The following is a 22,235-nucleotide window of genomic DNA, read 5'->3' on the forward strand; positions in this document are numbered from 1 at the left end:
TCATCTTGGAGACTGCTTTGAAAAATATTATCGATCGCATTGATCATATTGTCCTAACTGTTACAGATATTGAGCGCACTACACAGTGGTATGAAAAAGCTTTAGGGTTTGAGCGAGAGTTTTTTACTGGACCAGAAGGTCAGCCCCGTTATTCATTGCGCTTTGGGCAATTAAAAATTAATCTTCAAGATAAAGACACAGAAACGCCTACAAAAGCCAAAGTTCATACGATTGGTTCTGGTGATTTTTGCCTGATTTCAGCGATCCCTTTGGATGACTTCATTTTTCATCTTCAGAGTAATGGCGTTGCCATTGATGTTGGCCCAGTACCTAGACGTGGCGCTCTTGGACCGATTCGTTCTGTCTACTTGCGTGACCCAGACAATAACCTTGTTGAGGTTGCTGAATACGTTTAATGCCAAACTAGATCTTATGCGTCTAGCTGGCGCGCAAGATCTAGAAAGTCTTTTGCGTGATAGTTAGTAAATTGCTCCACATGGAGATCATTTCGAAGATGATTTTTGCCAAACTCCATTGGACGTTCAATAAAAGCCGTTTGTAGACCACAGGCATGGGCAGCTTCTAAATCATCTTTATGCGCTGCAACCAGCATGACCTCTTCCGGTCGAATGTTAAAGGTCTCCGCCACCCCTAGATAAGTTTCTGGATCCGGCTTGTAGTGGCGGAATACCTCGGCGGAAAGAATGAGGTCCCAGGGTAGCCCGGCGTTTTTAGCCATGTTGGCCAATAAGCCCAGGTTTCCGTTGGAAAGAGTCACGATTGTGAACTGGCTTTTCAGTTTGTGTAGACCTTCGACAGCCTCTGACCAAGGAGTAAGGCGGTGCCAGATGAGATTGAGGTCTTGTAATTGCGCTTCAGATAAGGAATTGATTTTGAAGGTCTTGAGAACATCATCTAGGATCATGCGGTGCAGATCATCAATCTTGGTCCAAGGAAGTTCTCCGGAGCGAACACGAGCCATAGCTGGCCTATAACCTTGCCGCCAAGCTGTTGCAAAGGCATCGGGATCAACTGGCAGCCCGAGTCGAGTGACCTCGGCTGCGATGGATCCATGCCAGTCAACTACTGTGCCAAACACATCAAATGCAAGAACTTTTGGTTTTGTATTCATGGGTAGATTATTCATTAGCTTGAAAAAAATTGCTGGAGATTATTCTGCTGGAATCTTACTCTGAGCCCTGTATTTGATGTGAAGTCATACAAGTCATACATTGCAAAGAATTGCTAGAATGACACAGACCCTAAAAGGGCGCCAGATCAAACAAGGACACAGTCATGGGCAGTATTTCTCAGTGGGAGCAATTGAATATTGAATTAACGGCTGCCTTAGGTAGCTCTGTTCATTTTGATACAGCCCATCAAGCGGTTTATGCCTCAGAGGCATCCAACTATCGCCAAATTCCGATCGGGGTTGTTACTCCTAAAAATACTGAAGAGTTTGTAAAAGGTATTGAGATCTGCCATCGCAATAAAGCACCAGTCCTCATGCGCGGTGCTGGTACCTCCATGAATGGTCAGACTGTGAACAATGCGGTCGTATTTGATATTTCAAAGTACTGCAACCATATTCTTAGCTTAGATCCAAATGCTGGTAATGCTATTGTTGAGCCGGGCGTAATCTGCGATTCGCTGCGTGATGCTGCTGAGATACATGGCCTCACTTTTGCGCCAGATCCTTCGACGCACAGTCGTTGCACTTTGGGGGGTATGGTTGCCAACAACTCTTGCGGAGCCCACTCCGTGATGGCGGGTAAGACACTCGAAAATACCGAAGCATTAGAGATTCTGACCTATGACGGTGAACGCTTTTGGGTTGGCCCAACTTCTGATCAAGAGTTGCAAGACATTATTGCTGCCGGTGGACGTAAAGGCCAAATCTATCAAGACTTACTAGCTTTGCGTGAGCGCTATGCGGATTTGATTCGGGCGCGCTTTCCAAATATTAAGCGACGTGTTTCTGGCTATAACTTAGATCAATTGCTGCCCGAGAATGGTTTTAACGTCGCACGTGCTTTGGTTGGTACTGAGGGGACTTGCGCACTGACTCTGGCCGCAAAAGTGCGCTTGGTAAAGAGCCCAGCAAAACGGGTAGTTCTCGTTTTGGGTTTTGATGATATTTATGTAGCGGGTGACGCCGTACCTGAATACCAATCCTTCAACCCTATTGCGATTGAAGGTTTAGATTACAAAATTATCCGCGGTTTACAAGAGCGTAATTTAGCTAAAGCGGAGATTGATTTGCTTCCCCCTGGCAACGCTTGGGTAGTTGTGGAGTTCGGAGATGACACTATCGAAGGTGCTATTGCTCAGGCTCAAAAAGCGGAAGAATATTTCAAGACAAGAACGAAGGGTCCAAAGCCATCTACATGGTTAGAGCCTGACCCGCTAGTGCAGAAACGTATTTGGTCAATTCGGGAAAATGGTGCCTCAGCTACTCACTTATCGATCGACCCAAATTCTCCTGATCCAGTTGTTGGCTGGGAAGATGCCGCAGTTGATCCAGCGCGTTTGGGTGAGTACCTTCGCGCTTTCCAGAAACTAGTAGATTCTTATGAATATCAGACTTCGCTCTATGGTCACTTTGGCGACGGATGTATTCATGCGCGCATTACTTTTAACTTACGCTCTGCAGAGGGCGTTGCTAAATTTAGATCCTTCATTCGGGATGCGGCGACCTTAGTTGTTGAGTTTGGTGGCTCACTCACTGGCGAGCATGGTGATGGCCAAGCCAGAGCAGAATTCCTCCCCATCATGTTTGGCGAAGAATTAATGGGTGCGATGCATGAGTTCAAACGCATCTGGGATCCGCAGAACAAACTCAATCCGGGGAAAGTGGTTCATCCCTATCGCGTAGATGAAAACCTGCGTATGGGCCCAGAGTACAAGGTAGTCAATATCAAAACGCGTTTAAATTTCTTGAGCCAAGAGGGCAATGGATTCCAGAGAGCAGTTGAGCGTTGTGTTGGTATGGGTAAATGTCGTAGCGAAAAAATCGGCACGATGTGTCCAAGCTATCGCGCTACTAAGGAAGAACGCTTTTCTACTCGTGGACGCTCACGCTTATTCTGGGAAATGCTCCAGGGTGAAGTGATTAAAGATGGCTGGAAGAGCGAAGAGCTCAAAGAAGCTTTGGATACTTGCCTCTCATGCAAGGGTTGCAAGAGCGATTGCCCAGCACACGTTGATATGGCCTCATACAAAGCGGAGTTCTTATCCCATTATCACGAGACCAATAGCAGACCTCGTCAGGCTTTGACCATGGGTCGTATTGGTGATTGGGCGCCCCTTGCCAGCAAGTTCTCCTGGTTGATGAATGGTGTTATGCAGACGCCAGTGCTTTCTAGTATTGCTAAGTGGGTTGGTGGCGTAGCGCAAGAGCGTAGCCTGCCGAAGTTTGCAAATCAATCTTTCAGAAAGCAATTCAAGTCAACAAGGCATGCAGGTGTAGGTCAGAAGAAAGTCATTCTCTGGGTAGATACTTTCTGCGAGCACTTTCATCCTGAGGTTGCAAATGCAGCGGTTGAGGTGCTGGCACATGCGGGCTTTGAGGCAACACTGCCAAAGACGCCTCTATGCTGCGGCCGACCTTTGTATGACTTTGGTTATCTAGATCTAGCTAAGCAAAAGCTCGATAAGATTTTGGATGCGATCGGTAGTGAAATTCAATCAAATCCAAGTGCGCCGATTGCAGTGGTAGGTCTTGAGCCGGGCTGTATGTCGGTATTTAAGGATGAGCTATTAAAGTTCTTTCCGAACGATCCAAGGGCGAAACTCTTGGCATCGAGTACCTACCTACTGGGAGATTTTCTGCACGAGCAGGGCTACACGCCACCACCCTTAGATTGCAACATCTTGGTTCACTCGCATTGTCATCAGAAGTCTTTATTTGGCACCAAAGGTGATGTAGCTCTATTGGCCGCCTTGGGTGCCAAGGCTAATTACATTGATAGCGGTTGCTGCGGCATGGCGGGTTCATTTGGATTTAATCCAGAGCATGTTGAAATATCCAAAGCAGTGGGTGAGTTAGTATTGCTGCCCGCCATTCGAGCTACTGATCTAGAAACTATCATTCTGACCAATGGCTTTAGTTGCCGAGAGCAGATTGAACAAGAAACCGGTCGCAAGGTAAAGCATCTAGCTGAGTTACTGCAAATGGCGCACCAAGCTCAAGTAGAAAGCGTGTAATACAAATTCCCTTGCAGTAAGAAAGGTTCATAATGTGATTAAAGCCCTCTTTAGATTGCGAGTAATCAATTGGATAAGTTAAATCTGCAAGCCTCTTATTTAAGTAGCTCTACCCATAGAGGGGATGCTACTTTGCATGATCGAAAAATAGCCCCTAGTACTGCCTCTACTCGAGCCCATCCAATTCCCTCTGCGTTAAAAGTTGAGCAGTCTGGACCAGCAGTTACTATTGAAATTAGCGGTAATACCCCCGATCCCCTTAAATTGATCCCAATGAGCGCTGATCGACAAATCGGTGCATATATTCGAAATACAAAGTTGCTATAAGCCTCCTCAAGTTGATAGCGGCACTCTCTAATTTGGTTTGAACATCGCTCAGAGCTCGTAGATCCATGATAAATAAGTTAGCCTTAACTAACTTATTTATCGACCCTCGCTACAAATGAGGGCGTCCGAATAGGATCTTTCTAAATAAAGCTAGAATAGATCCCCGCCCAAACAGATGAGGGGGATAAAGCACTACGGTGTGGATGCCCAAAGGAAACCCAATGAGTTTGTTCAAGAAAAGTTCACAGTCCATTAAGTTCTTACAGCCAACAATGGAGTCCTTTGAGACCATCATTGGGCCGGCTACCGAGGTTCATGGCAGGCTAGTCGCTAATGAGAGTCTACGAATTGATGGTCGGGTTATCGGCAATATCGAAGCGCGCCAAGGTAAGAGTGTCAGTATTGCCTTGGGTCGTACGGGTGTTGTGCAGGGTGATATTTTTGCATTTAGGGTTCTCGTTGCCGGCAAGGTAGAAGGAAATATCTATGCTACTGAGCGCGTTGAGTTGCATGAAGGTGCGGAAGTTCGGGGCGATATTACATATGGTCAACTCGGAATTGAGCATGGTGCAAAATTAAATGGTCTGATGATCTCCAGAAATGGTGAGGAACCAGAGGGTGCCACTGATTCTGCTGCAATTTTTCAAGCCAATTGGAGCAAAATTAAAAGCCAATAATTTTTGGCGCGTATGATTTTCACCTATTAACGCATTAACAAGGATAGTAGCTCATGGGATTATTTGACTTGATTAAAGGCGGGTCTTTGCAGATGAGTCAAAGGCAGTTCGACCAGTGCGTTTTTGATCACTATCGGGAGCGATTTAAATATGATAGTTTTCAAAGTTTCTGGCATGCAACTGTTTCAAATCCGGACGGTAGCGTTGGGCGCTTAGTTGATCGCCTGTATGCATGTGAGGATGGCTTTCCAAAAGATAGTCTTTTGCATGCGCAGTTAGCAGAAGCCTCTTTAATCATTGAAAAACATTGGTTCAATACCTACGGTATTAGTCCAGAGTCCTTAAGTATTTTTTCAAACATCTGCACCCAGGCGCAACAGGCCCTTGAGGAGCAATTAAGTTCTGAGGCAGTTCAGCCTATTGAGATCGATCCTGAGTTGAGGGTTGATGGCTGTCAAAAATCTCTGAACACGTATGAGCAAAATCTGGCTCAAATGGGTCTGCCAAAGTTTGATGATTTAACCAAGATCCACTACTTTATGGTGGATATGAATGAAACCCTATCGGCCCCATTTAAATACAGCGGTAGTGTTTTAAAGGTTTTAGAGCAGGATTCCTATATGCAAAATGACGATGTTAGCTGGGGGCGATGGACTCTGTTTCGTGACGCCACTGGCTATACCGATATTTGGATTGTGCGCATAGAATCTGGAAAAGCTGAGGTAGTAAAAATGATTTCTAAGGTAGATGCAGATGCCTACAGCTTAGATGAATCTCCTCGGGGAATTCAATATGACCTAGAAATTTTTAAGGCAATAGATAAGACACGTATTACCGCTTTTGATAATTCTGAATTTAATGATCCGCCGCCGCCGTATTTCCAAATGCTGTCGATGATGGATGTCATGGGCGATAAACCCGGCAGCAATATCTAGATAAAAAAATACCCCAATTAAGAGGTATTTTTTTAAGCGTCTAAGACTTACTCATCATCACTCGAGTTTGAGCTTGAATAGTCTTGAGTAGAAGAGCTTGAGTAGCTTGTAGAGGGTGGAGTCGCATCAATTACTCTCAATTCACCACTGAGCTTGGCGCCTTTTTCTACGCTCATTTCAGCGTATTGGGTGAGTCCAGTAATTTTTGCGCTAGAGCGAACATTCAGGTGATTGGTCACATGGAGACCTTGAGTCACTTCACCGCGAATTTCAACCACTTCAGCATTGATGCGACCATTAACAATTCCGGAAGTATCAACAAGTACTTCTTTGGTATTGAGTTCGCCTTCAACTAGACCTGCAACAACTGCCATTTCTGGTACTTCAAAGGTGCCCTTGACAATAACGCCCTCACCAACAAAAAGGGAGCCTTTTGGATTGTTATCGGTCATAGTAAGTTTCCTGAGGTAATAAATATGGATTCATCATATAGCAATTAATGAAGTTTTTGGGCTTCAGCGCTACTGGCTTGCCCTACATTGGGGCCGGTTTTTTCCCGGTGGTAGGGGTGGATAGCTCTGAAAACTGCTCTTTCAACTCTTTCAGCGAGTTAATTTTGCTTTCAATATGGGGGAGTTGTTTTTGAAGAGCCTGCAGATTCTCACGATAGTGAGCCTCAATCTCATCCATTTCCTTGCGCGTAATGACGCCCCCCATTTCCTTGGTCATTTCAGGGCTAAATCGAATAGCCACCCTAAACCCGAGGAAGTGAATGCCAATGCCAAAAAGGATGAATGCGCTAAAGGATAAAAAGGCGATTTTGATCACCGTTCTACCGGTTATCTTGATTTGCTTCATGGTCGATGTCGACCCGGAAATCCAGATGAGCTGCATTTTTTGCTATTAATCCTCTATTTTCTTGGGGTATTACCCTTAATTGAGGGTGATTTTAACATTTTGGATCAATTTTGAAGGGTTTTTTGAGGCTAAATTGCTTACTATCAATTGACCAATTTGCTAATATCTAAACATAAATAAAACAATATGGAGATAGGATCACCCAATCTTTACTCCTGCTTGTATTTTTGCGGCGAAGTAAATTGAGGAAAATGGCATGTCGCCAGTAAAAAATAACCCCCTGCCAGATGTCATTGGATCTCAGCTAAAAGCAGCTAGGGAGGCTCGAAAACTCGAGCGCGTGGAGTTGGCGAACCTATGTTGTCTTTCTGCCAAAATGATTTTGGAGTTGGAGGAAGGCGGCATGAGTTCCTTCTACAGCTTCCCCTTGAAGATCAATGCAGCAAAACGGGTGGGTAGTTTTCTGAATCTCACTGAGTCTGATTATTTGTCATTTCCGCAGCCCATTGCAGAGGCTGTTGAGAGTCTTGAGGGTGTAGCGCCTGAAGCGGAGCGCTTGGATAGTACTGAAGTAGCTCCCGCAGAGATAAGTCCTACATCTGCGCAAGACGAGGTTCTTGCTGGATCACGCGATCCAGCCATCACCGAGCGATTAGAGTGGCAGGAGCTGTTAACGGAAAAAGTGGGTGGAGATGTTTCTGGTCCAGAGGCTGGCGGTCGCTTTAAGCTTTCCTTTAAGCCGGTACTTTTTCTTTCCCTGGGCTTAGCTATTGCTGGGCTATTGTTTGGCTTAAACACCAAATATGACTTGGTATATCAAGTTGCAGCTCTCATGGAGACTAAACCTACGCCCCCTCCAGCCGTTCCCGTAGAGGAAGCGCCTAAAGAAGCTGCTGAAGAAAGTAAAGCTCAAGTTCAGCCTGACCCAGCATTGAACCAGGAAGTGAAGCCCGCCGAGGCGGTGGTAGCAACAGGCCAGTGCCCATATAAGCAAAATGGGCAATTATTGAGCTATCAATCGCCCAATCCGTCAAAGGCTGGCGATACCGTGAATCTCAAAACCTTAATTAAGCAGACTGTTTGCTTTGTTGATGGGGCGGGCAAGCAGTTAGTGATGGCAATGGAGGCAAATACTGCCCTTGCCTTTAAAGGTGTTGCGCCATTCACCGTTTTGGCTCAAGATTTGGATGATGTTGAAATGTATTTTCAGGGGTGGAGGGTTCGCTTACCTGCCGCTGGGACTAAGCAAGTGCAGTTGCTCGAAGTGAACTAATGGCCCACTATCCTGTGCGCTAATTTTTTGAGGTATTGAGAAATGTTCGAATTTTCAAAAAAAGGCCCGATGGCCGATACACAGTTGACTTATGCCAGCATGGTTGGCAGTGGATCTACTGTAAAGGGTAATTTCACACACCGTGGAAATATGTTGCTCTCTGGACATCTTGTTGGAGACATCCATCAGGATGAGGAGTCCTCAGGATCCACGGATGGGTACACCGCTGTAGTTGGTAAATCGGGGTTTCTAGAGGGCAATATCCACAGTGCCCACGCGATTATTATCGGCCGCATTGAGGGTTCAGTTTACGCAAAGGGTCGTGTTGAAATTTATCCTGGTGCAATCGTCAATGGTGATGTGACTTACTCGCAAATTAACGTTCATCCAGACGCTAAAGTGAATGGCAATTTAAAGTGCCTATTGTCAGATCTGACAGATCACTTGATCGATGAGCAGGGTAGTGATGAGTCTCTCAATAATGTGTTGCCAATGACTAAGGCAGATGGCTACTAAGTAGTCATGATTTAAATGACAGAGTTTAGAAATAAAGCCCCTTGGTACGGATTGCTAATTTTTATCGTACTGGTGGTTGTCAGTGCCATAGTTCACACCTACTACTTTAGAGACCTGCCTAAGTGCCGTGATGAGAATATCCAAATCTTGCTTAATAAAGAGTTGCGAAATAACGAGCAACTTCTGAATAATTCACAAACCTTAGCATTTGGGCAATTCCAAGAAAAATCTCACAATGCAGTTCAAAGGGATTGCAGTGCAGAGCTTCTGACAAATGCTGGGACTTATTTGATTTTGTACAGAGTCATTAATAACTCTGGCGAACAATCCTTCTTTCAGCGCCTCTTTGCTCCAGTCGATTACTCAATATCGCTTGAGTCTGTGATGGCAATAAAACAGTAATTGCTGAATTCAGAGTAAAAATTTGCCAACAATGTAAAGCATCAGTCCGGAAATCAATAGATATCCGAAACCTTTTGCGAGGGCCTTTTCTACACCCTTTTGAACAATGCGATTCTGAATACCTTCGTCTGCCACAATATTTTTGATGTTCCAAAGATCTTTTCTGATGACATTGAGGCTTTCATCGGACTTGCGATCTCTTTGCTGAAGATTGGCGCTAATCTCGGCTAAGTGAGTATTGATTGCCTGCAGCTCTTTAATTGCGTCATCTAAATTGCCCATAGATACCCCGAAATAATGTTTTAGCTAATAGCTCGATCTGTAAATCTCAGAGATATTTAGCTGATAAACATAGATTATTGCAAATCTTGACTGGGTCTTGCCATTTGGTGGAAATCCCAGGGATTTGCTTTATAGTGATGCTAGGTCGACATTGCAGATTAAATCGAACGCTTTGCCACTTCAATATGACACGCAGTATGGATATCAAACCGCAAATGATCGTAAATCAAATTGGGCTATTAGCCAAAAAAATTGCCAAAGTTTTGATTTATGCATTTATTGCTTTAGTACTGCTTTATATTGCCTTTAAGGCTTGGGAATACCAGGCTGAGTCTGATCAGCAGCAGGCCGTTAAAGTGTCGCAAACTCAACAAAGCGAAAAGTTTGCTAACGGCAGTCAATATGTCGCAACCTACTCCCCTTTGCTTGTGGGTAGCTCATCACTGAGTTTTGTTCAGCGCCCCAACAATGAGCCCCTTTTTAAGTATTTGTTAGGGGCTAGTTATCCAAATTTTATTACCGCGCTTGAAGATAGCGCATCCCTAGTTTATGTGGGACCACAAATCCTGGGTACAGGATGTCAAAAATTGGGCTGCGCTGTAGCGCAAGCAGCATTAGTGATTGATCCAAGCAAGGGCCGTATTTATGCTGCCCTGATTGAAGGTGGCAAAGTAAGCTACTTTGGTTTAACTGAGGGACAGGCGGTGCCACCTGCATTTGAGAAATGGGCCAGCACTCAGATCGTGGAGCTTGCAAAGTGAACCAATTCTTCTGCCGTATGAAGCCACTCACCTATCTTGCACTTGCCTGCACATTGATTTCTTTTGTTGGCGGAGCATCAGCAAAAGCGCCTGCAGATACTGGTCATGCCAAAACTTCAGAGTCTAAGGGGGCAAGTAAATCTGCCAACGATAAAGATATCGTCCTGGGAAAGAATTCTGAGAGCACGCTGTATTTACTAGCAGGTTGGGGTAAAGCAGAGGGCCCTTATATTTGGTACACAGTCTCTGCACACTTTAATAAAGATCAACTTGCTCCTGACGGGAAAGCGTTTAATTTATTCAGCGCTAGCGGCGCCCTAGATTGCAAGGAAAATAATTCCTTTTATTACCGCACTTCTTACATGTTCTTTGATGCTAAGTCGGGGGCGCTCAATGAAGTATTTTTTGAGAAAAGTAAATCAAATCCAATACGAATTGATTCAGGGAGTATTGAAGCTGATGTTAAAAACATTGTCTGTAAATAATTTCTCGACTTAGAGAAGTTTGAGATGGCTTTCTTCAAAACTACCGCAGCATCGATGCCTAAGGGCCCAGAAAAATCGCCTCACCTAAATTTGGATTTAAGGCTAGATCTTATCGCTTCTAACCCACAATTCGCTGCCGAGCAACTCAAGAGTACCTTGGCAAACTTACAACAAGTTTTGCAGGCGACAAATCGAGAGGCGGTGACCGCTTACCTTGCTCAGGATTCCAGCTTATCTCCTTTTCAGCGCCGCCTACTTTCTGACTTACTAGGTGAGGGTGGGAAAGCTATCTCTGGTAATCGGGATGAGTTAACTGGCTTATTGACTCGATCAAGTCTATTGGATTTATTCTCCCCAGAATCCCATGGAGTTAGTGCTAGGTCGAGCTTAGCCATCTGCTTTATTGATCTAGATGGCTTTAAGGTAATCAATGATCAGCACGGTCATGTGATCGGAGATCAAGTATTGCTAGCGATCAGCCAACGCATCCAGGCAGCGATCCGACCGACTGACATGGCCGTTCGCTGGGGTGGGGATGAATTTATTGTTGTATTTGAGGGTGTGAGCACGCCTGATGTGGTGATGCAACTGGCGACCCGACTGCTGGGAATTATTAGCGAGCCACTGCAATTAAATCTGGATAATCCGATGCGATTATTTTTAGGTGCCAGTATCGGCGTTGCGATCCGGACTGATGAAAAACTATCAATGAGCGACTTAGTGAACCAGGCTGATCAGGCAATGTATCAAGCGAAAAAGTCTGGGCAAAACAGTATTCAGATTTTTTCTTGAGTACTAAGCTTTGCGAAGGTGCACTGCCGGTATGCGAAGAGCTTCACGGTATTTCGCAACAGTTCTTCTGGCAATAACGTAGCCCTGATCACTCAGTAACTTGGCGATGTTGGTATCAGAGATCGGTTTAGTTGAGGGCTCATTTTCTACAATTTGCTTGATCAAAGCTTGAACTGCTGTTGAAGAAATTGCGCCACCTTTTTCTGAGCTGAGCTGACTGCTGAAAAAGTATTTGAATTCATAAATTCCGAGTGGACATGAAAGATACTTTTGAGTCGTCACGCGCGAGATGGTGGACTCATGCATATTGAGGCTTTCAGCAATTTCTCGCAGCACGAGTGGACGCATACCAACTGCACCCATGGAAAAGAATTTTTGCTGGCGCGCAACGATCTCTTGAGCAACCTTCAGAATTGTTTCCTCGCGCTGCGCAATGTTTTTTACCATCCAGCTAGCCTCGAGCATCTTTTGCTTTAAAGCACCGTCGGCTTTCTTCTGACCATTTTCTTTCAGGATTCTGGCGTATTCACTATTGAGTGAAATGCGAGGTTTCGCATTAGGATTCGATTCGACTACCCATTGACCATTCTTTGCTTTGACAGCGACATCAGGCAAAACCCATTGATCATGTTCACGCTCAAATTGGGCACCAGGATTATGTTGCAAGCTACGAATACACTCAACTGCTTTGAGGACTTCTGCTTGGGACTTGCCGCAAGCCTGTTTTATTTTGAGCCAGTCTTTAGACCCCACTTTATTTAAATGGGTGTTGACAATCAGTTTGGCAAGTTGCCAGTCATCCGCATTGCCCTGTTGCTCATCTAGAATGCGATCAATTTGTAAAGAAAGGCACTCTGCAAGATTGCGCGCACCAACTCCTGGGGGGTCAAGGAGCTTGAGTTGATTGAGTCCACGCTCCAAAAGTTCTGCAGAGTTCAGGTCTTGCTCTTGGAGTAGAGCTCCAATCTCTGCGTTGATGGTCTCTATATCGTCTATCAAATAACCCCTCTCATCAAGACATCCGGCTAAGTACGTCAGAATCGACTGTTCTTGAGGGGGAATATGAAGTAAATGAATTTGCTCTTCTAAGTGTTCAAGAAGGGTTTGTTGATGGGCAACTCTTTCATAGCGTTCCACCCAGTCTTCATCATCTTGGCTTGACTGGCTGGTATTGGACCAATTGTTCTGTGGAGCTTCGATTCGTTCGTTTGATTGACTGAGATTGGACTCAATTTCAGGATTGGGCTCAAACTCCAAGAGGGGGTTGTCTTCTGCAGCCTTGGCTAATTCTTGCTCCAGCTCATTATTGGAAAGTTGGAGTAATTTGATGGCCTGCTGTAGTTGCGGGGTGAGGCTAACCTGAGTATTCAGGCGGTTATTCAGTGAAATGGCCATATTGCTATCTACTGAAGTCCATTGGGTAAGGTAATGCGGACGCGCCCTTGGGATTGGGTAGTGCTAATCCTCAATTGCAGTGAATACAGTTCCGAGTACATAATGCCATTCTAACCATAAATTTTGTATAAATATCTATATAAATTAAAGGCTTAAGCGTCATATATTGGCGCATTTCAAATGGTGGGATGAAAATTGTCTAATCGAAGCGGTCTATTTAGCCGTATTAAAATCACCAGAGAATAAAAGAGACATTTCACATTATGGAAAATCCAGTCATTACCGAGCATCGCATTCGTGGCGAGCGTTTCTATACGATTGAAAAGAGTAGCAAAATTGCGTTTTATACGACCAATATTGCTGCTGCACGCTATTGGGTAAAGCATGTCATTGATGGAGAGTCTATCCCTTTGCCAGCTGAAGAGGGTGGTCTGGAGACTTCTCGATCCTAATTAGGGTTTTAGTATTGACAGAGTTGGCCTTGCCCAATAACTGATCACTGCAACTTGTTCTAAGTTGGGGTGCTTTTACCCCTTAGATATCCGTATAATTGCCAATTTAGATGGTTTTCACCATGGGCAAGCCTTTTTCGATCAATCTCGCCGTACTAGTTCTCTCCAGTTTTTTTGGGGTGAGCTTGGCGTACGCGCAGGCAAATGACGATTTGGTTACGGTGCTTGATGGTAAGCATTACACCATTGCTTACTACAAAAGTTCTATCAAGTTATTGCCGCCTGACTGGAAAAAAGTTTGGATCATTACAAATCGAAAATCGAGTGATGGACAGTCGCGAGTGGCGTCAGTTCGTCGCAACATCCTTTTTAACTGCGTGCGCAATACCTACTCCACCCTGGCAACTGTCAATTACGCAGAGCCCATGGCAGGAGGCAAGCCAATGCTACAAACTGGTTCTGGTTTCGAGTTAAATGATGAGCCAGTTCCCGAGGAAAGTCCTTTAGCAATTGTGCAGAGTCAAGTTTGTGCGCCTTAATTTAATCTCATGAAATTTAATATATTCCCTCCTGAAGCGCTGAAAAGCATTGAACCTAAGTTTCATGTTGAGCCACGTGCTATTGCTAAAACAATTGAGCGCGAGCTTCAAAAAAAGCCACTGGCTGGCTTATATACGCTTGATGGATCGGCAAGGGAGTTGCCTGTTTCATTGTTGGATATTGCGCAAGGCTTATTGGTGATGAAGCCTGAGATCAAGCCTGAAGGTGGTTTGACCAGTTTAGTTGGCGGTCAAAGGCTGGTTGTGCTGTGTGGTGACACAGGCAAGATGCAATTTTTAGCAAACAATCTCAAGCTAACTGAAGACGGCAATCTCACATGCCCTTTGCCGACTGATTTAATTTTGATTCAGCGTAGAAAAGAATTCCGCACCTTAGGTCCCGGTGATGAAGACTTAAGCTTTGTTCTTTGCTTAGGTGCCGGTCAAGAATTACTAACGAAGGTAATTGATATTTCTGATCATGGAATATTGTTAGATATTCGTTTGGGCGCAACTGAAGTAGAGGTTGGCCGATATTGGCACTCTGGTTATTTTGAGCGCTTGAAATCACGCTCTACTACGATTGATCTTGTGATCAAGAATGTGCGTCCGGGAGCGGCAATGGATCGTATTCGTGCGGGCTGCGAACTATATGAACCCAATAGGATGGTTCTGAAGGAGTTTGAAAGTACGCGCAGTGCTATCGAGAATGCTAGGGTCCAAGGCCGCCTCAATCGATGGTATCTAGGAGCATCCTGGCATGAATAATTTCGCTCTATGTGATCACCTAATATCCGAATGAATTGACTATGAGCCTATTTGCCAACTTCACTACCGGAAAACTCATCATGATCATCAGTGCGCTGATGTTCATTGTGTTGCTGTATTTCTTTATTAGAGATTTTTATGGCAAGGTTGTTGAGGATGTAAAGACCAATGGAATTGGTCCTGAGCCAATTGAGCCAGTCATGGTCGCAAGCCTTCAAAAAACGCATCAGCTTGAAGAGGTCATTAATCAAAAAATTGCCAATATGAAGCTGGACCTCATGGCAGAACGTTTGCGTATTACTTCAACCGCTGAAGTCTTAAAAAACCTGGCTGTTGAGCGACACCTTCCAGAGACCTTGTATCAGATTTATTTTGAGACTCGTGCGTTTCCTAAAAAGAGTCTTGAGGCCCAACAAACAGATCTAGAGTGGCATGCACAGGCTGGCATTACCGATCTCAAAGTGGATCCTTTGCCTTTAGATGATGGCACTGTCATTCATTTCACCTTACATAACTACCCTTATACGCTGACCGCGATTAATCATCGGTTTGCCAGAACTTACTACGTGGAGTTGACACTGCGTGATGTAGATGATGTCAGATTGTTTGTAGTGCGCGTGAAGGCAAATGAAACAACAGGGCGCGATATTTTGGAGACTGCCATCATTGAGATGAAGTCAGGTGATTGGATTGATGATATTGCTAGTTGCCGCCTGTTGATGGATAAGCGTAAGACTGAGGTTCAGTTAATGGCTGAGCATCGCGAAGTGGAGATGCTAAAACAACGTTTTGTTTTAAATCATTCGGGTAATAAATTCAGCGCAAGCAAAACTGACTCTGGTCGTAAGAAAGGCTAGAGATCATCTTGTTTTCACTCCGACTCCCTCGCTCGCAGCGCAATATTTATTTTTGGTTCTTAGCTTTCTCAGGCTTTTTAGTTGCCGTCTCTTTAATGACGCTATTAGGTGCTGCCAGTGAATTATCAAGTGCTTCGATTGAGCTAAAAAACCTGAAGGTAGCGGGTCCAAATCTTGAGGATTTTGTTAATACGCAAAATATTGACTTTAGATTAAATGCCAAAAATACCCAACGTAGATTGAAGCCTACTGATATCCCAAAGCTCGTAGATGATGCGATCATACCCGTGGGCTTGGATGAGGCCGTTACAAGGGCCTTCCAATTCTTTGCTGAGTTTGAAAATAAGCGTTTCCAACCGATTTTGACAGTCACCCTGCCAGTGATTGAATCAGTTGAACCTGGCTCGCCCGCTGATTTGGCTGGAATTAAAGCTGGGGACCTTGTATTGAATGTGAACTCAGTCAAAGTGGAATCGGTCATGGGTTTTTATCTGGCCTTAAATGAGAAGCCATCCACGGAGATGGCACTCAAGCTGTTAAGGCACAAAAAAGACAATGTATCGGTGGTTTTACGTCTGATTGGTAAAGGTCCAATTAATGATAGTAATTGTGGACTCAAATTTTCAACACCACCTGATGCTGTGTATATAACTGAGCAAGAAACCAAGCGTCAAGCTGAGCAATATCGTCGCGATATGCTTCCTAGCATTCCGGTAGATTGGCGTCCTGAAGCTGCAAATAATCTCATGCAAACGGCTAAGCGCCTCAATCTCATTGCTAAAAGCGTGATTGACCCCTCTGGCGCTAATCCTGCAAAAATTCAGTCTAAGGATGTACTGGTTTGGCAGCACAAAAAGTTCCTAGAAAATGTGGATACGTATTTTTCTCTCAGAAGAAAAATTGAGAGCAGAAGTAGCTCCCATTTAATGGGTATGGGCGATGCAGTCGTTGGCTTTGTATCTAGCTTGTTTATTTTTGCGATCGCATTAGGATTATTCTGGTATCAGCGTCGAGTAACTGGTAAAAAATCATGACCAATCTTGAAAATCCAGAATATTGGCTTGGAATGCGCATCAATGGCGAACGATATGTGTTGCCAGCAAGCTCAGTACTGTCAGTTTTTTTACACCCCGAGGCCGAGCAATCCTTAAAGGATTTAAGAATCAGTGGCGTAGTGGTTCATGAGGGTGCGCCAGTTTATTTGCGCAATCATTTTCAGGTGCTACGGTTTAATCGTCGATCAGAAAATATTGCCGATTGGCAGCAGGTGCTCAAGCCGGGATCTGCACCTTGGATCGTTGTATTAAAGGATGGTCTTAATAAGGGTCTTGGCTTTAGGGTGAATAATATTTCCGGACCTTTTCATGCATCAGTTTTAAGTGATTCATTATTTGTGCATCACAATGGGATCGATCACCTTTTGGTGGAGGCTTCCTAGAGCCGGGTGACTGGTCTCATTCATTAGCTAGAAAAAATATATGAGCAAAAAATATAAAAACCATATCTTTCAGCGAGCGACGATGCCTTGGCGTTGGTTAGCAATTGTCTCGTTTGTGATTGCGCTAGTCACTAGCGTTAGTGCATTTATTACGGCGCGTGATTGGGTTTCTGATGGGAAGTATTTGCAGTCAATTGATATTGAGCAGATTGAGGTTCTCCGTCTTATCCCGGCATTAAAAGTGCTGCAATCTCAGATGAGCAGTGCTGTTGGTCTAGAGCCCAGCTTTTTTAATAATCTTAAAAAATCAGATGGCCTCTTTAAATCCATTACAGACGATGTCAAGCTGCCTGTAGATGCTCCAGCAACTGATTCTGGATCGGCCAAAAGTTCTGCTATGAATTCGGCAAGTCCAGCGCAGAGTGCGGACACTTCTAAGTTGGCTACCCTCTCTGATAATCCTGCACTGGCCTTTTTCCAAAAGTTAGATGCCAAAATTATGAAGGTGATCTTCGGTAAGCCTGATAAATACGCTCATCTTGCTGAAGAAAAGCTTGATACATCCGAAGCTCAAGCAGCTGATGCAAAGTCATCTAAAGTTGCCAGCGTGCAAGACGTGCTACTGGGGGCAAAAAAGACTGAGCAAGCAATTGGCGCGGTTTTAGCGCAAGAAAAAAGTCTGGCTGGATTGGGGATTCTTGCAAAATCAGCAGAAGCCTTGTTGTCGCCAAAAGGCGTTTTAGACCTGGATAAGATCTCTAGCGATTCTCCAGCAAAAAAATATGCAGAAAGTCTGAATGCCTTCCTTAAGGCGAATGATGCTTGGCAGAAAAATATCACTGATGCGGCTAGTACCTCCGAGCTTCAAAAAGCTTTAGGCACGGTAATCGATCAAAAAGTATTACTTGAAATTGAGTTGGGTAAAAAAGTCTCTGGAAAATCACCTCCTAAGTTGAGTGAGGTGATGACCAAGGTTCATCAAACTCCTTGGCACACAAAGTTGCCTCAAGAAAGTGCTTTAGCGATCAAGCTTTATGCAACGGGCATGACAACGATTCGTGATTTTGCTTCGAGTCATGAAGCATTGAGAGTGGTAGCTCAGCAAAATTCTCATGATTTAGGATTCTTCGACTTTAAAACTGCCGGCGGATTTTTGGGGCTGACTATTGTGTCCGTTGCTGGCATATTGGGTTTTGCTATTGGTGGCTTCATGTTCTTCCGAAATACCAACTTAAATGCCCTTGATTTACAGCGCACTTCAAAAGTGGCTTCTGCCGCCGATCAGCTCTTAAGTTCAATCGACTTGGGCTTTGCTAATGCTCCAAGTATGAAGGCGATGGACCCTCCTAAGAATGAGCCGCAGCCCGTTGCTCCTCAGCGCACACCACAGCCAGCTGCAGACGCGACCTCACCTGAATTGAAAACAGTGGTGAATGTCATTTCTGAACTGAGTGGGGATTTGAAGCAGAAGATTAGTGATATTGAGCGTCGCTTCAAGTTACTCACTCAATTAAGCAATAAGCTACGACATTCCGTGAACACCTTGCAAGACAAGGCTGCGCAAATACGTCCTGCCGCCTCTGGTGAGGATGAGCAAGCCTATTCAGGCTCTACTGAGAGAGCAAGCAGAGTTGGGCCTCTAGATCAGTTACAAGATGCATTCTTTGCCTTGAAACAGCAGGGCGTCCGATTGTATTTGGCCATCTTAGATAACCACTCCAGTAAACAACTGGCTGTAGAGACTGAGCAACTCAATTTATTGGTTGATCGTGTTGAGGCAACTGTTTCAAAAATGAGAGGTTCTCTTGCTATAGCTTTAGAACAGGCGGCTGCTACTGAGCAATTCGCACCAGAAATTTCTCTAGAGGCAATTGAGCTTTTGGGCATGGACGCCAAACAAGTGATACGTGATCTCGATAGTTGGGAAGAAGAGTTTGATGGCTTAGGTCAAGAGTTCTCAGATTTGAAGCGTCAAGCGAAAACTTAATACGGTTAACTAGAGATAAAGCACACATCCCATGTCTGAAGAAAAACCGCTATTTTTAATTGACGTTGATCGGGCAATTGAGGGCTTAGTATCCTCGGTGCCTGCCAATGGCGGTGCTGGTTCAGCTAGGCTTGAGTCTTCTGTAATGTATTGCGTTGATTTGGCCAATGCCCTTGATGGCGCTGGTCTAGATGCATTAAGTGCATTTGCAAGTGAGTTATCTGAGAGTTTTACAGCCAATAGCTCCCAAGCATTTTTATTGATCCCAGATTTAGTTGCGCTGGTCAACGCAGAAGCCTCGCATATTCACAGTTCTAGTGAGTCTGGCGCCTTGGTGAGCGTTGAGCAACTAAACCAGGCTAAGACTGTATTCGAGCAGAAGTTGGCTCAACTAAAAGCGGGCACTCCAGTCTCTAAAGAACCTATCTCGCTACTAGTGTCTGTCGCCGAAACTATTGAACCAGTGATTGAGTTGGAAGCTCAGCCGATAGCTCAGCCAATGGCACCCATTCTCGAAGATGAGTATGTGGATGAATTTCCAAATCAAGAGTTTGCTTCCGATCTTAAAGAGGGTTTGCGCGCTCCTGAAAAAAGTCCTGAGCCTCAAGTTCAAACTCATAGCCCGCAAGCTCGAGTTGAGTCTGATGCACCTAGTGATCGAGAGATTGAATTAAATCGTACGCTTGATCGCACGATTAGTGAATTGAAGAATCTTTTTGCACCTCGGCAAGAGTCCCCGCCAGTGCTGATACCAGAGCCAAAGCCCAAAGCGTTTTCGATCCCTGAAGGCTTATCTCAGCCAATCGATCGTGCAAGTGCTTTTGAGTATTCCAGTAATTCACGTTCTTTGGATAAGCACTATGTTTTGGATCGATCAACGAATTTAAATCGATTACAAAAAGCCCGCAGCTTAGCTGGTAAAGGGAATGGTTGGAGTGGAGTCGAGCTCGACTTTGTATTAAGCAAAGAGCAGGATGAATTGATTCGTGTAGGACAACAATCTTTGCGACATATTTTTGACAACTTAACTGATGAGTTGTTGATTGATGAAGTCTATGCAGACGCAGATGTTGCGCAGCAGTTATTAACTATCCTGAGTATTTTGCCGCCATGCCCAAGCATTTTTGCTGTTCAGCAAGAGCTCATGATTTTTATCGATTTAGACCACATTTCTTTATCTCAAGAGCATTTGTTGGCGGTTGGCAGCATGATGGCTGAAATCGGCGGCTCTTTGGAGGTTCATCACGAGGGTGTTCGTCTCTCCTGCCCATCCAGTCTATTAAGAATGCCGATGGCCTATTTTTCACGTCATGGAGAGTATTTTGCGGTATCCGCGATCCAGTATTTGGGCGAAGAGCAGTTAGATAAGCTTGCTAGTTCAAAAGTAGACTCTTTGGGCGAAATCATTCATCCTGCTAGGAAGATTGCCGTACGGGCAGGTTTGGAAACGTATTGGATCTATGTTCACGAGTTTATGGGTGTTGAGAATATGAATATCCACCAAAACATTCCTGCGGCATTAGAGCGGCCTCATTGGTTGGCTGGTGTAGCTTTGGACGGTGCAAATACTGTCTATTCTTGGGTTGCCTTGGATCGGTACGTCAGATAATGCGCTTGCTCGGCTTTGCTCTATTCGCCTACCTAGTTCAATTTCTTGTGGCTTTTAGCGTTCAGGCTGCCTTGCCTCCCGATGTAGAGGCGTCCATGAAGCGCTTCATTCAAAAAAGTCCTAGTGTGAACGGTCTCCGTGTTGAGGTGCAACTGATGGAGCCAAACCAGGTGATTCCGGCCTGTTTAGGGGGTTCTATTGAGATATTGACCCCTCCTGGCGTTCGGCTCTGGGGTAGAAGTACCTTGCAATTACGTTGTGCCAAGGCCTCTTGGATGGTCAATGTGCCTGTCAATATCCATGCTTATGGGGATTACGTTGTGGCTAGCCGCTACCTTGGTTTTGGCCAAAAGATCGAAAATGGTGATATTCGGGTGATTGAAGGGGATTTAACCACCTTGCCTGATGATGTCTTGAGGACTCCCCGAGCTGCCTACGAAAAGGTATTAAGTCGCTCGCTACAAATGGGGTCACCAATTGGGCTAAACGATTTAAAGGAATCATCCGTAATAAAGGTAGGAGATCCTGTTTTGATCCAATTGGTGGGTAAGGGATTTCAGGTATCGGGAGAAGGAACTGCCCAAACCGCCGGAATGATAGGTGATATGGTGCGTGTGCGCCTGATGGACGGTCAGGTCTTGCAAGGTAAGGTTTTAAGGCCAGGCGTGATCGGGGTTAATGTAGAGTGAGCGTTGCTTCACTTTATGCGGTAAAGTTGTGAAACAAGGCGGTATTTAGTAGTAATTAGCAGTAAAATTTCGCTGTAACGCAGTACTTAGGAGAATGAGATGAAGATTAATGAGAATGCACCACTGATTCCACCAAATTCAGGAGTGGCTAAACCCACGCCAGGCTCAAACTCGGCTGCTGTAAATAACACTGCTGCTAAAGCTAATGCTGATGTAGTTTCTGGCCCAGCTGTTAATTTAGATATCAGCCTGACTGCAAAGTTGGCTGAAGTTCAAAATGATTCCAAGGCAAGTAAAGCAAGCGACGAAGCTTTGATTGAAAAGTTGCGCGCTAAAGTTGCTGCTGGTGAATTTGAGATTGATTACAAGAAAATCTCTCAAGCGATGCTCAAAGATGTCGTTGCCGCAATTGGTCAAAAGCCCAATCGCGCATAACTGACTTCTAGCTAGTTTTCGTAACACCCCCAAAAAACCATGTCCGTTACAGCTCCATCAATGTCATTTGATGGGCTGCATTCTTTTCTTCAGAAGATTGATGTAGCTGTAAGAGATCTGCGAACTGCCCTAGAGGCAAACGATATGGATCGACTGCCCAATGCTCTTGAGTTGACTAATGCAGCCTTAGAGTCCATTAATGGCTATCCTGGTGGAGTAGAAAAGCTCCGCGGGGATATCAATGAGTTCCCTGAGGGGCAAAAAGAGCGTTTATTAAGCTTACTCAATGAAACCTCTACCAATCATCAAATTAATGGCGATTTAATACGCCTCGCAATGCAGCGTAGTGCGGCAATGCAATCTTTTATTGCTCAACAAGCCCCAGGTGCCACCTATGGCAGCGATGGCGGTGTACCTGGATCAGTGGGTGGAGTTCTATCCCGTAAGGTTTAGGCCTTTCTGCTCCCATTTAGCCCCTCTGGGTGAATATCAGGACTACAGATATTTGTATAATTGAAGCTTACCCAAGCTTCAAGTTTGAGTCAGCTTTTC

27 protein-coding genes are annotated in these 22,235 nt (G+C 44.8%); 22 read left to right on the plus strand and 5 right to left on the minus strand.

Features of this window, described 5'->3' with window-relative positions; genetic code table 11:
- Positions 1–17: 17 nt before the first annotated feature.
- Positions 18–416: a VOC family protein gene (locus GQ359_RS01965; protein ID WP_215387276.1), complete on the plus strand. Its 399-nt coding sequence runs from the start codon at positions 18–20 to the stop codon at positions 414–416.
- A gap of 14 nt (positions 417–430) precedes the next feature.
- Here the strand turns inward: GQ359_RS01965 and GQ359_RS01970 are convergent, their stop codons facing one another.
- The gene (locus GQ359_RS01970; RefSeq protein ID WP_251367905.1) at positions 431–1,132 is read right to left on the minus strand and encodes a haloacid dehalogenase type II; all 702 of its coding nucleotides are present in this window, start codon (positions 1,130–1,132) and stop codon (positions 431–433) included.
- A gap of 164 nt (positions 1,133–1,296) precedes the next feature.
- Here GQ359_RS01970 and GQ359_RS01975 point away from each other — a divergent pair, with 164 nt between their 5' ends.
- From GQ359_RS01975 to GQ359_RS01990, 4 genes are all read left to right on the plus strand, one after another.
- A complete protein-coding gene (locus tag GQ359_RS01975) occupies positions 1,297–4,206 on the plus strand; it encodes an FAD-binding and (Fe-S)-binding domain-containing protein (protein ID WP_215387278.1) in 2,910 nt (969 codons plus the stop codon).
- Between the two features lie 69 nt (positions 4,207–4,275).
- Entirely contained in the window at positions 4,276–4,533 is a 258-nt protein-coding gene (locus GQ359_RS01980; protein ID WP_215387279.1) for a hypothetical protein, read from the plus strand.
- A 221-nt stretch (positions 4,534–4,754) separates the two neighbouring features.
- On the plus strand, positions 4,755–5,210 hold the full coding sequence (locus GQ359_RS01985; protein WP_215387280.1) for a polymer-forming cytoskeletal protein: 456 nt from the start codon (positions 4,755–4,757) through the stop codon (positions 5,208–5,210).
- A 53-nt stretch (positions 5,211–5,263) separates the two neighbouring features.
- Positions 5,264–6,145: a hypothetical protein gene (locus tag GQ359_RS01990; protein ID WP_215387281.1), complete on the plus strand. Its 882-nt coding sequence runs from the start codon at positions 5,264–5,266 to the stop codon at positions 6,143–6,145.
- A gap of 47 nt (positions 6,146–6,192) precedes the next feature.
- Here the strand turns inward: GQ359_RS01990 and GQ359_RS01995 are convergent, their stop codons facing one another.
- Together GQ359_RS01995 and GQ359_RS02000 are read right to left on the minus strand one after the other, a co-directional pair.
- Positions 6,193–6,597: a polymer-forming cytoskeletal protein gene (locus tag GQ359_RS01995; RefSeq protein ID WP_215302705.1), complete on the minus strand. Its 405-nt coding sequence runs from the start codon at positions 6,595–6,597 to the stop codon at positions 6,193–6,195.
- An 82-nt stretch (positions 6,598–6,679) separates the two neighbouring features.
- Complete coding sequence (locus tag GQ359_RS02000) at positions 6,680–7,039, minus strand: hypothetical protein (RefSeq protein ID WP_215387282.1); 360 nt, start codon at positions 7,037–7,039, stop codon at positions 6,680–6,682.
- A 220-nt stretch (positions 7,040–7,259) separates the two neighbouring features.
- Here GQ359_RS02000 and GQ359_RS02005 point away from each other — a divergent pair, with 220 nt between their 5' ends.
- The 3 genes from GQ359_RS02005 to GQ359_RS02015 are packed head-to-tail and all read left to right on the plus strand — an operon-like array spanning position 7,260 to position 9,194.
- Positions 7,260–8,276, plus strand: coding sequence for a helix-turn-helix domain-containing protein (locus GQ359_RS02005; RefSeq protein ID WP_215387283.1), 1,017 nt, complete (start codon positions 7,260–7,262; stop codon positions 8,274–8,276).
- A 42-nt stretch (positions 8,277–8,318) separates the two neighbouring features.
- Complete coding sequence (locus GQ359_RS02010; protein ID WP_215387284.1) at positions 8,319–8,792, plus strand: polymer-forming cytoskeletal protein; 474 nt, start codon at positions 8,319–8,321, stop codon at positions 8,790–8,792.
- Between the two features lie 15 nt (positions 8,793–8,807).
- Positions 8,808–9,194, plus strand: coding sequence for a hypothetical protein (locus tag GQ359_RS02015; RefSeq protein ID WP_215387285.1), 387 nt, complete (start codon positions 8,808–8,810; stop codon positions 9,192–9,194).
- Between the two features lie 9 nt (positions 9,195–9,203).
- On the opposite strand, the gene GQ359_RS02020 is transcribed toward GQ359_RS02015, so the two are convergent.
- Complete coding sequence (locus GQ359_RS02020; RefSeq protein WP_215302714.1) at positions 9,204–9,476, minus strand: hypothetical protein; 273 nt, start codon at positions 9,474–9,476, stop codon at positions 9,204–9,206.
- Positions 9,477–9,661: 185 nt separating this feature from the next.
- Here GQ359_RS02020 and GQ359_RS02025 point away from each other — a divergent pair, with 185 nt between their 5' ends.
- From GQ359_RS02025 to GQ359_RS02035, 3 genes are read left to right on the plus strand one after another with little or no spacing between them, the layout of a single operon-like run.
- Positions 9,662–10,237: a hypothetical protein gene (locus tag GQ359_RS02025; protein ID WP_215387286.1), complete on the plus strand. Its 576-nt coding sequence runs from the start codon at positions 9,662–9,664 to the stop codon at positions 10,235–10,237.
- A complete protein-coding gene (locus GQ359_RS02030) occupies positions 10,234–10,722 on the plus strand; it encodes a hypothetical protein (RefSeq protein ID WP_215387287.1) in 489 nt (162 codons plus the stop codon). Before GQ359_RS02025 ends, GQ359_RS02030 begins: the two co-directional genes overlap by 4 nt.
- 24 nt (positions 10,723–10,746) lie before the next feature.
- Positions 10,747–11,514 carry a GGDEF domain-containing protein gene (locus GQ359_RS02035; RefSeq protein WP_215387288.1) on the plus strand — a complete coding sequence of 256 codons (768 nt, stop codon included), beginning with the start codon at positions 10,747–10,749 and terminating at the stop codon, positions 11,512–11,514.
- A gap of 3 nt (positions 11,515–11,517) precedes the next feature.
- Here GQ359_RS02035 and rpoN read toward each other — a convergent pair whose 3' ends face one another.
- Positions 11,518–12,909, minus strand: a complete 1,392-nt coding sequence (gene rpoN, locus GQ359_RS02040) for an RNA polymerase factor sigma-54 (RefSeq protein ID WP_215387289.1) — start codon at positions 12,907–12,909, stop codon at positions 11,518–11,520.
- A 263-nt stretch (positions 12,910–13,172) separates the two neighbouring features.
- On the opposite strand from rpoN, the gene GQ359_RS02045 reads away from it, so the two are divergent.
- From GQ359_RS02045 to GQ359_RS02095, 11 genes are all read left to right on the plus strand, one after another.
- Positions 13,173–13,361 carry a hypothetical protein gene (locus GQ359_RS02045; RefSeq protein WP_215387290.1) on the plus strand — a complete coding sequence of 63 codons (189 nt, stop codon included), beginning with the start codon at positions 13,173–13,175 and terminating at the stop codon, positions 13,359–13,361.
- A 122-nt stretch (positions 13,362–13,483) separates the two neighbouring features.
- Complete coding sequence (locus tag GQ359_RS02050; protein ID WP_215387291.1) at positions 13,484–13,900, plus strand: surface-adhesin E family protein; 417 nt, start codon at positions 13,484–13,486, stop codon at positions 13,898–13,900.
- 9 nt (positions 13,901–13,909) lie between these two features.
- Positions 13,910–14,668, plus strand: coding sequence for a hypothetical protein (locus tag GQ359_RS02055; protein WP_215387292.1), 759 nt, complete (start codon positions 13,910–13,912; stop codon positions 14,666–14,668).
- A 41-nt stretch (positions 14,669–14,709) separates the two neighbouring features.
- Complete coding sequence (locus GQ359_RS02060) at positions 14,710–15,525, plus strand: hypothetical protein (protein WP_215387293.1); 816 nt, start codon at positions 14,710–14,712, stop codon at positions 15,523–15,525.
- A gap of 8 nt (positions 15,526–15,533) precedes the next feature.
- Positions 15,534–16,559, plus strand: a complete 1,026-nt coding sequence (locus GQ359_RS02065) for a PDZ domain-containing protein (protein WP_215387294.1) — start codon at positions 15,534–15,536, stop codon at positions 16,557–16,559.
- Positions 16,556–16,963, plus strand: a complete 408-nt coding sequence (locus tag GQ359_RS02070) for a hypothetical protein (protein WP_215387295.1) — start codon at positions 16,556–16,558, stop codon at positions 16,961–16,963. Before GQ359_RS02065 ends, GQ359_RS02070 begins: the two co-directional genes overlap by 4 nt.
- A 40-nt stretch (positions 16,964–17,003) precedes the next feature.
- Positions 17,004–18,950, plus strand: a complete 1,947-nt coding sequence (locus GQ359_RS02075) for a hypothetical protein (protein ID WP_215387296.1) — start codon at positions 17,004–17,006, stop codon at positions 18,948–18,950.
- A 31-nt stretch (positions 18,951–18,981) separates the two neighbouring features.
- Positions 18,982–20,559: a hypothetical protein gene (locus tag GQ359_RS02080; protein ID WP_215387297.1), complete on the plus strand. Its 1,578-nt coding sequence runs from the start codon at positions 18,982–18,984 to the stop codon at positions 20,557–20,559.
- Positions 20,559–21,248: a flagellar basal body P-ring formation chaperone FlgA gene (gene flgA / locus GQ359_RS02085; RefSeq protein WP_215387298.1), complete on the plus strand. Its 690-nt coding sequence runs from the start codon at positions 20,559–20,561 to the stop codon at positions 21,246–21,248. Before GQ359_RS02080 ends, flgA begins: the two co-directional genes overlap by 1 nt.
- 99 nt (positions 21,249–21,347) lie before the next feature.
- The gene (gene flgM, locus GQ359_RS02090) at positions 21,348–21,683 is read left to right on the plus strand and encodes a flagellar biosynthesis anti-sigma factor FlgM (RefSeq protein WP_215302740.1); all 336 of its coding nucleotides are present in this window, start codon (positions 21,348–21,350) and stop codon (positions 21,681–21,683) included.
- A 39-nt stretch (positions 21,684–21,722) separates the two neighbouring features.
- A complete protein-coding gene (locus tag GQ359_RS02095) occupies positions 21,723–22,136 on the plus strand; it encodes a hypothetical protein (RefSeq protein WP_215387299.1) in 414 nt (137 codons plus the stop codon).
- Positions 22,137–22,235 lie beyond the last annotated feature (99 nt).

The organism is Polynucleobacter sp. AM-7D1, from assembly GCF_018688455.1.
GTDB lineage: Bacteria > Pseudomonadota > Gammaproteobacteria > Burkholderiales > Burkholderiaceae > Polynucleobacter.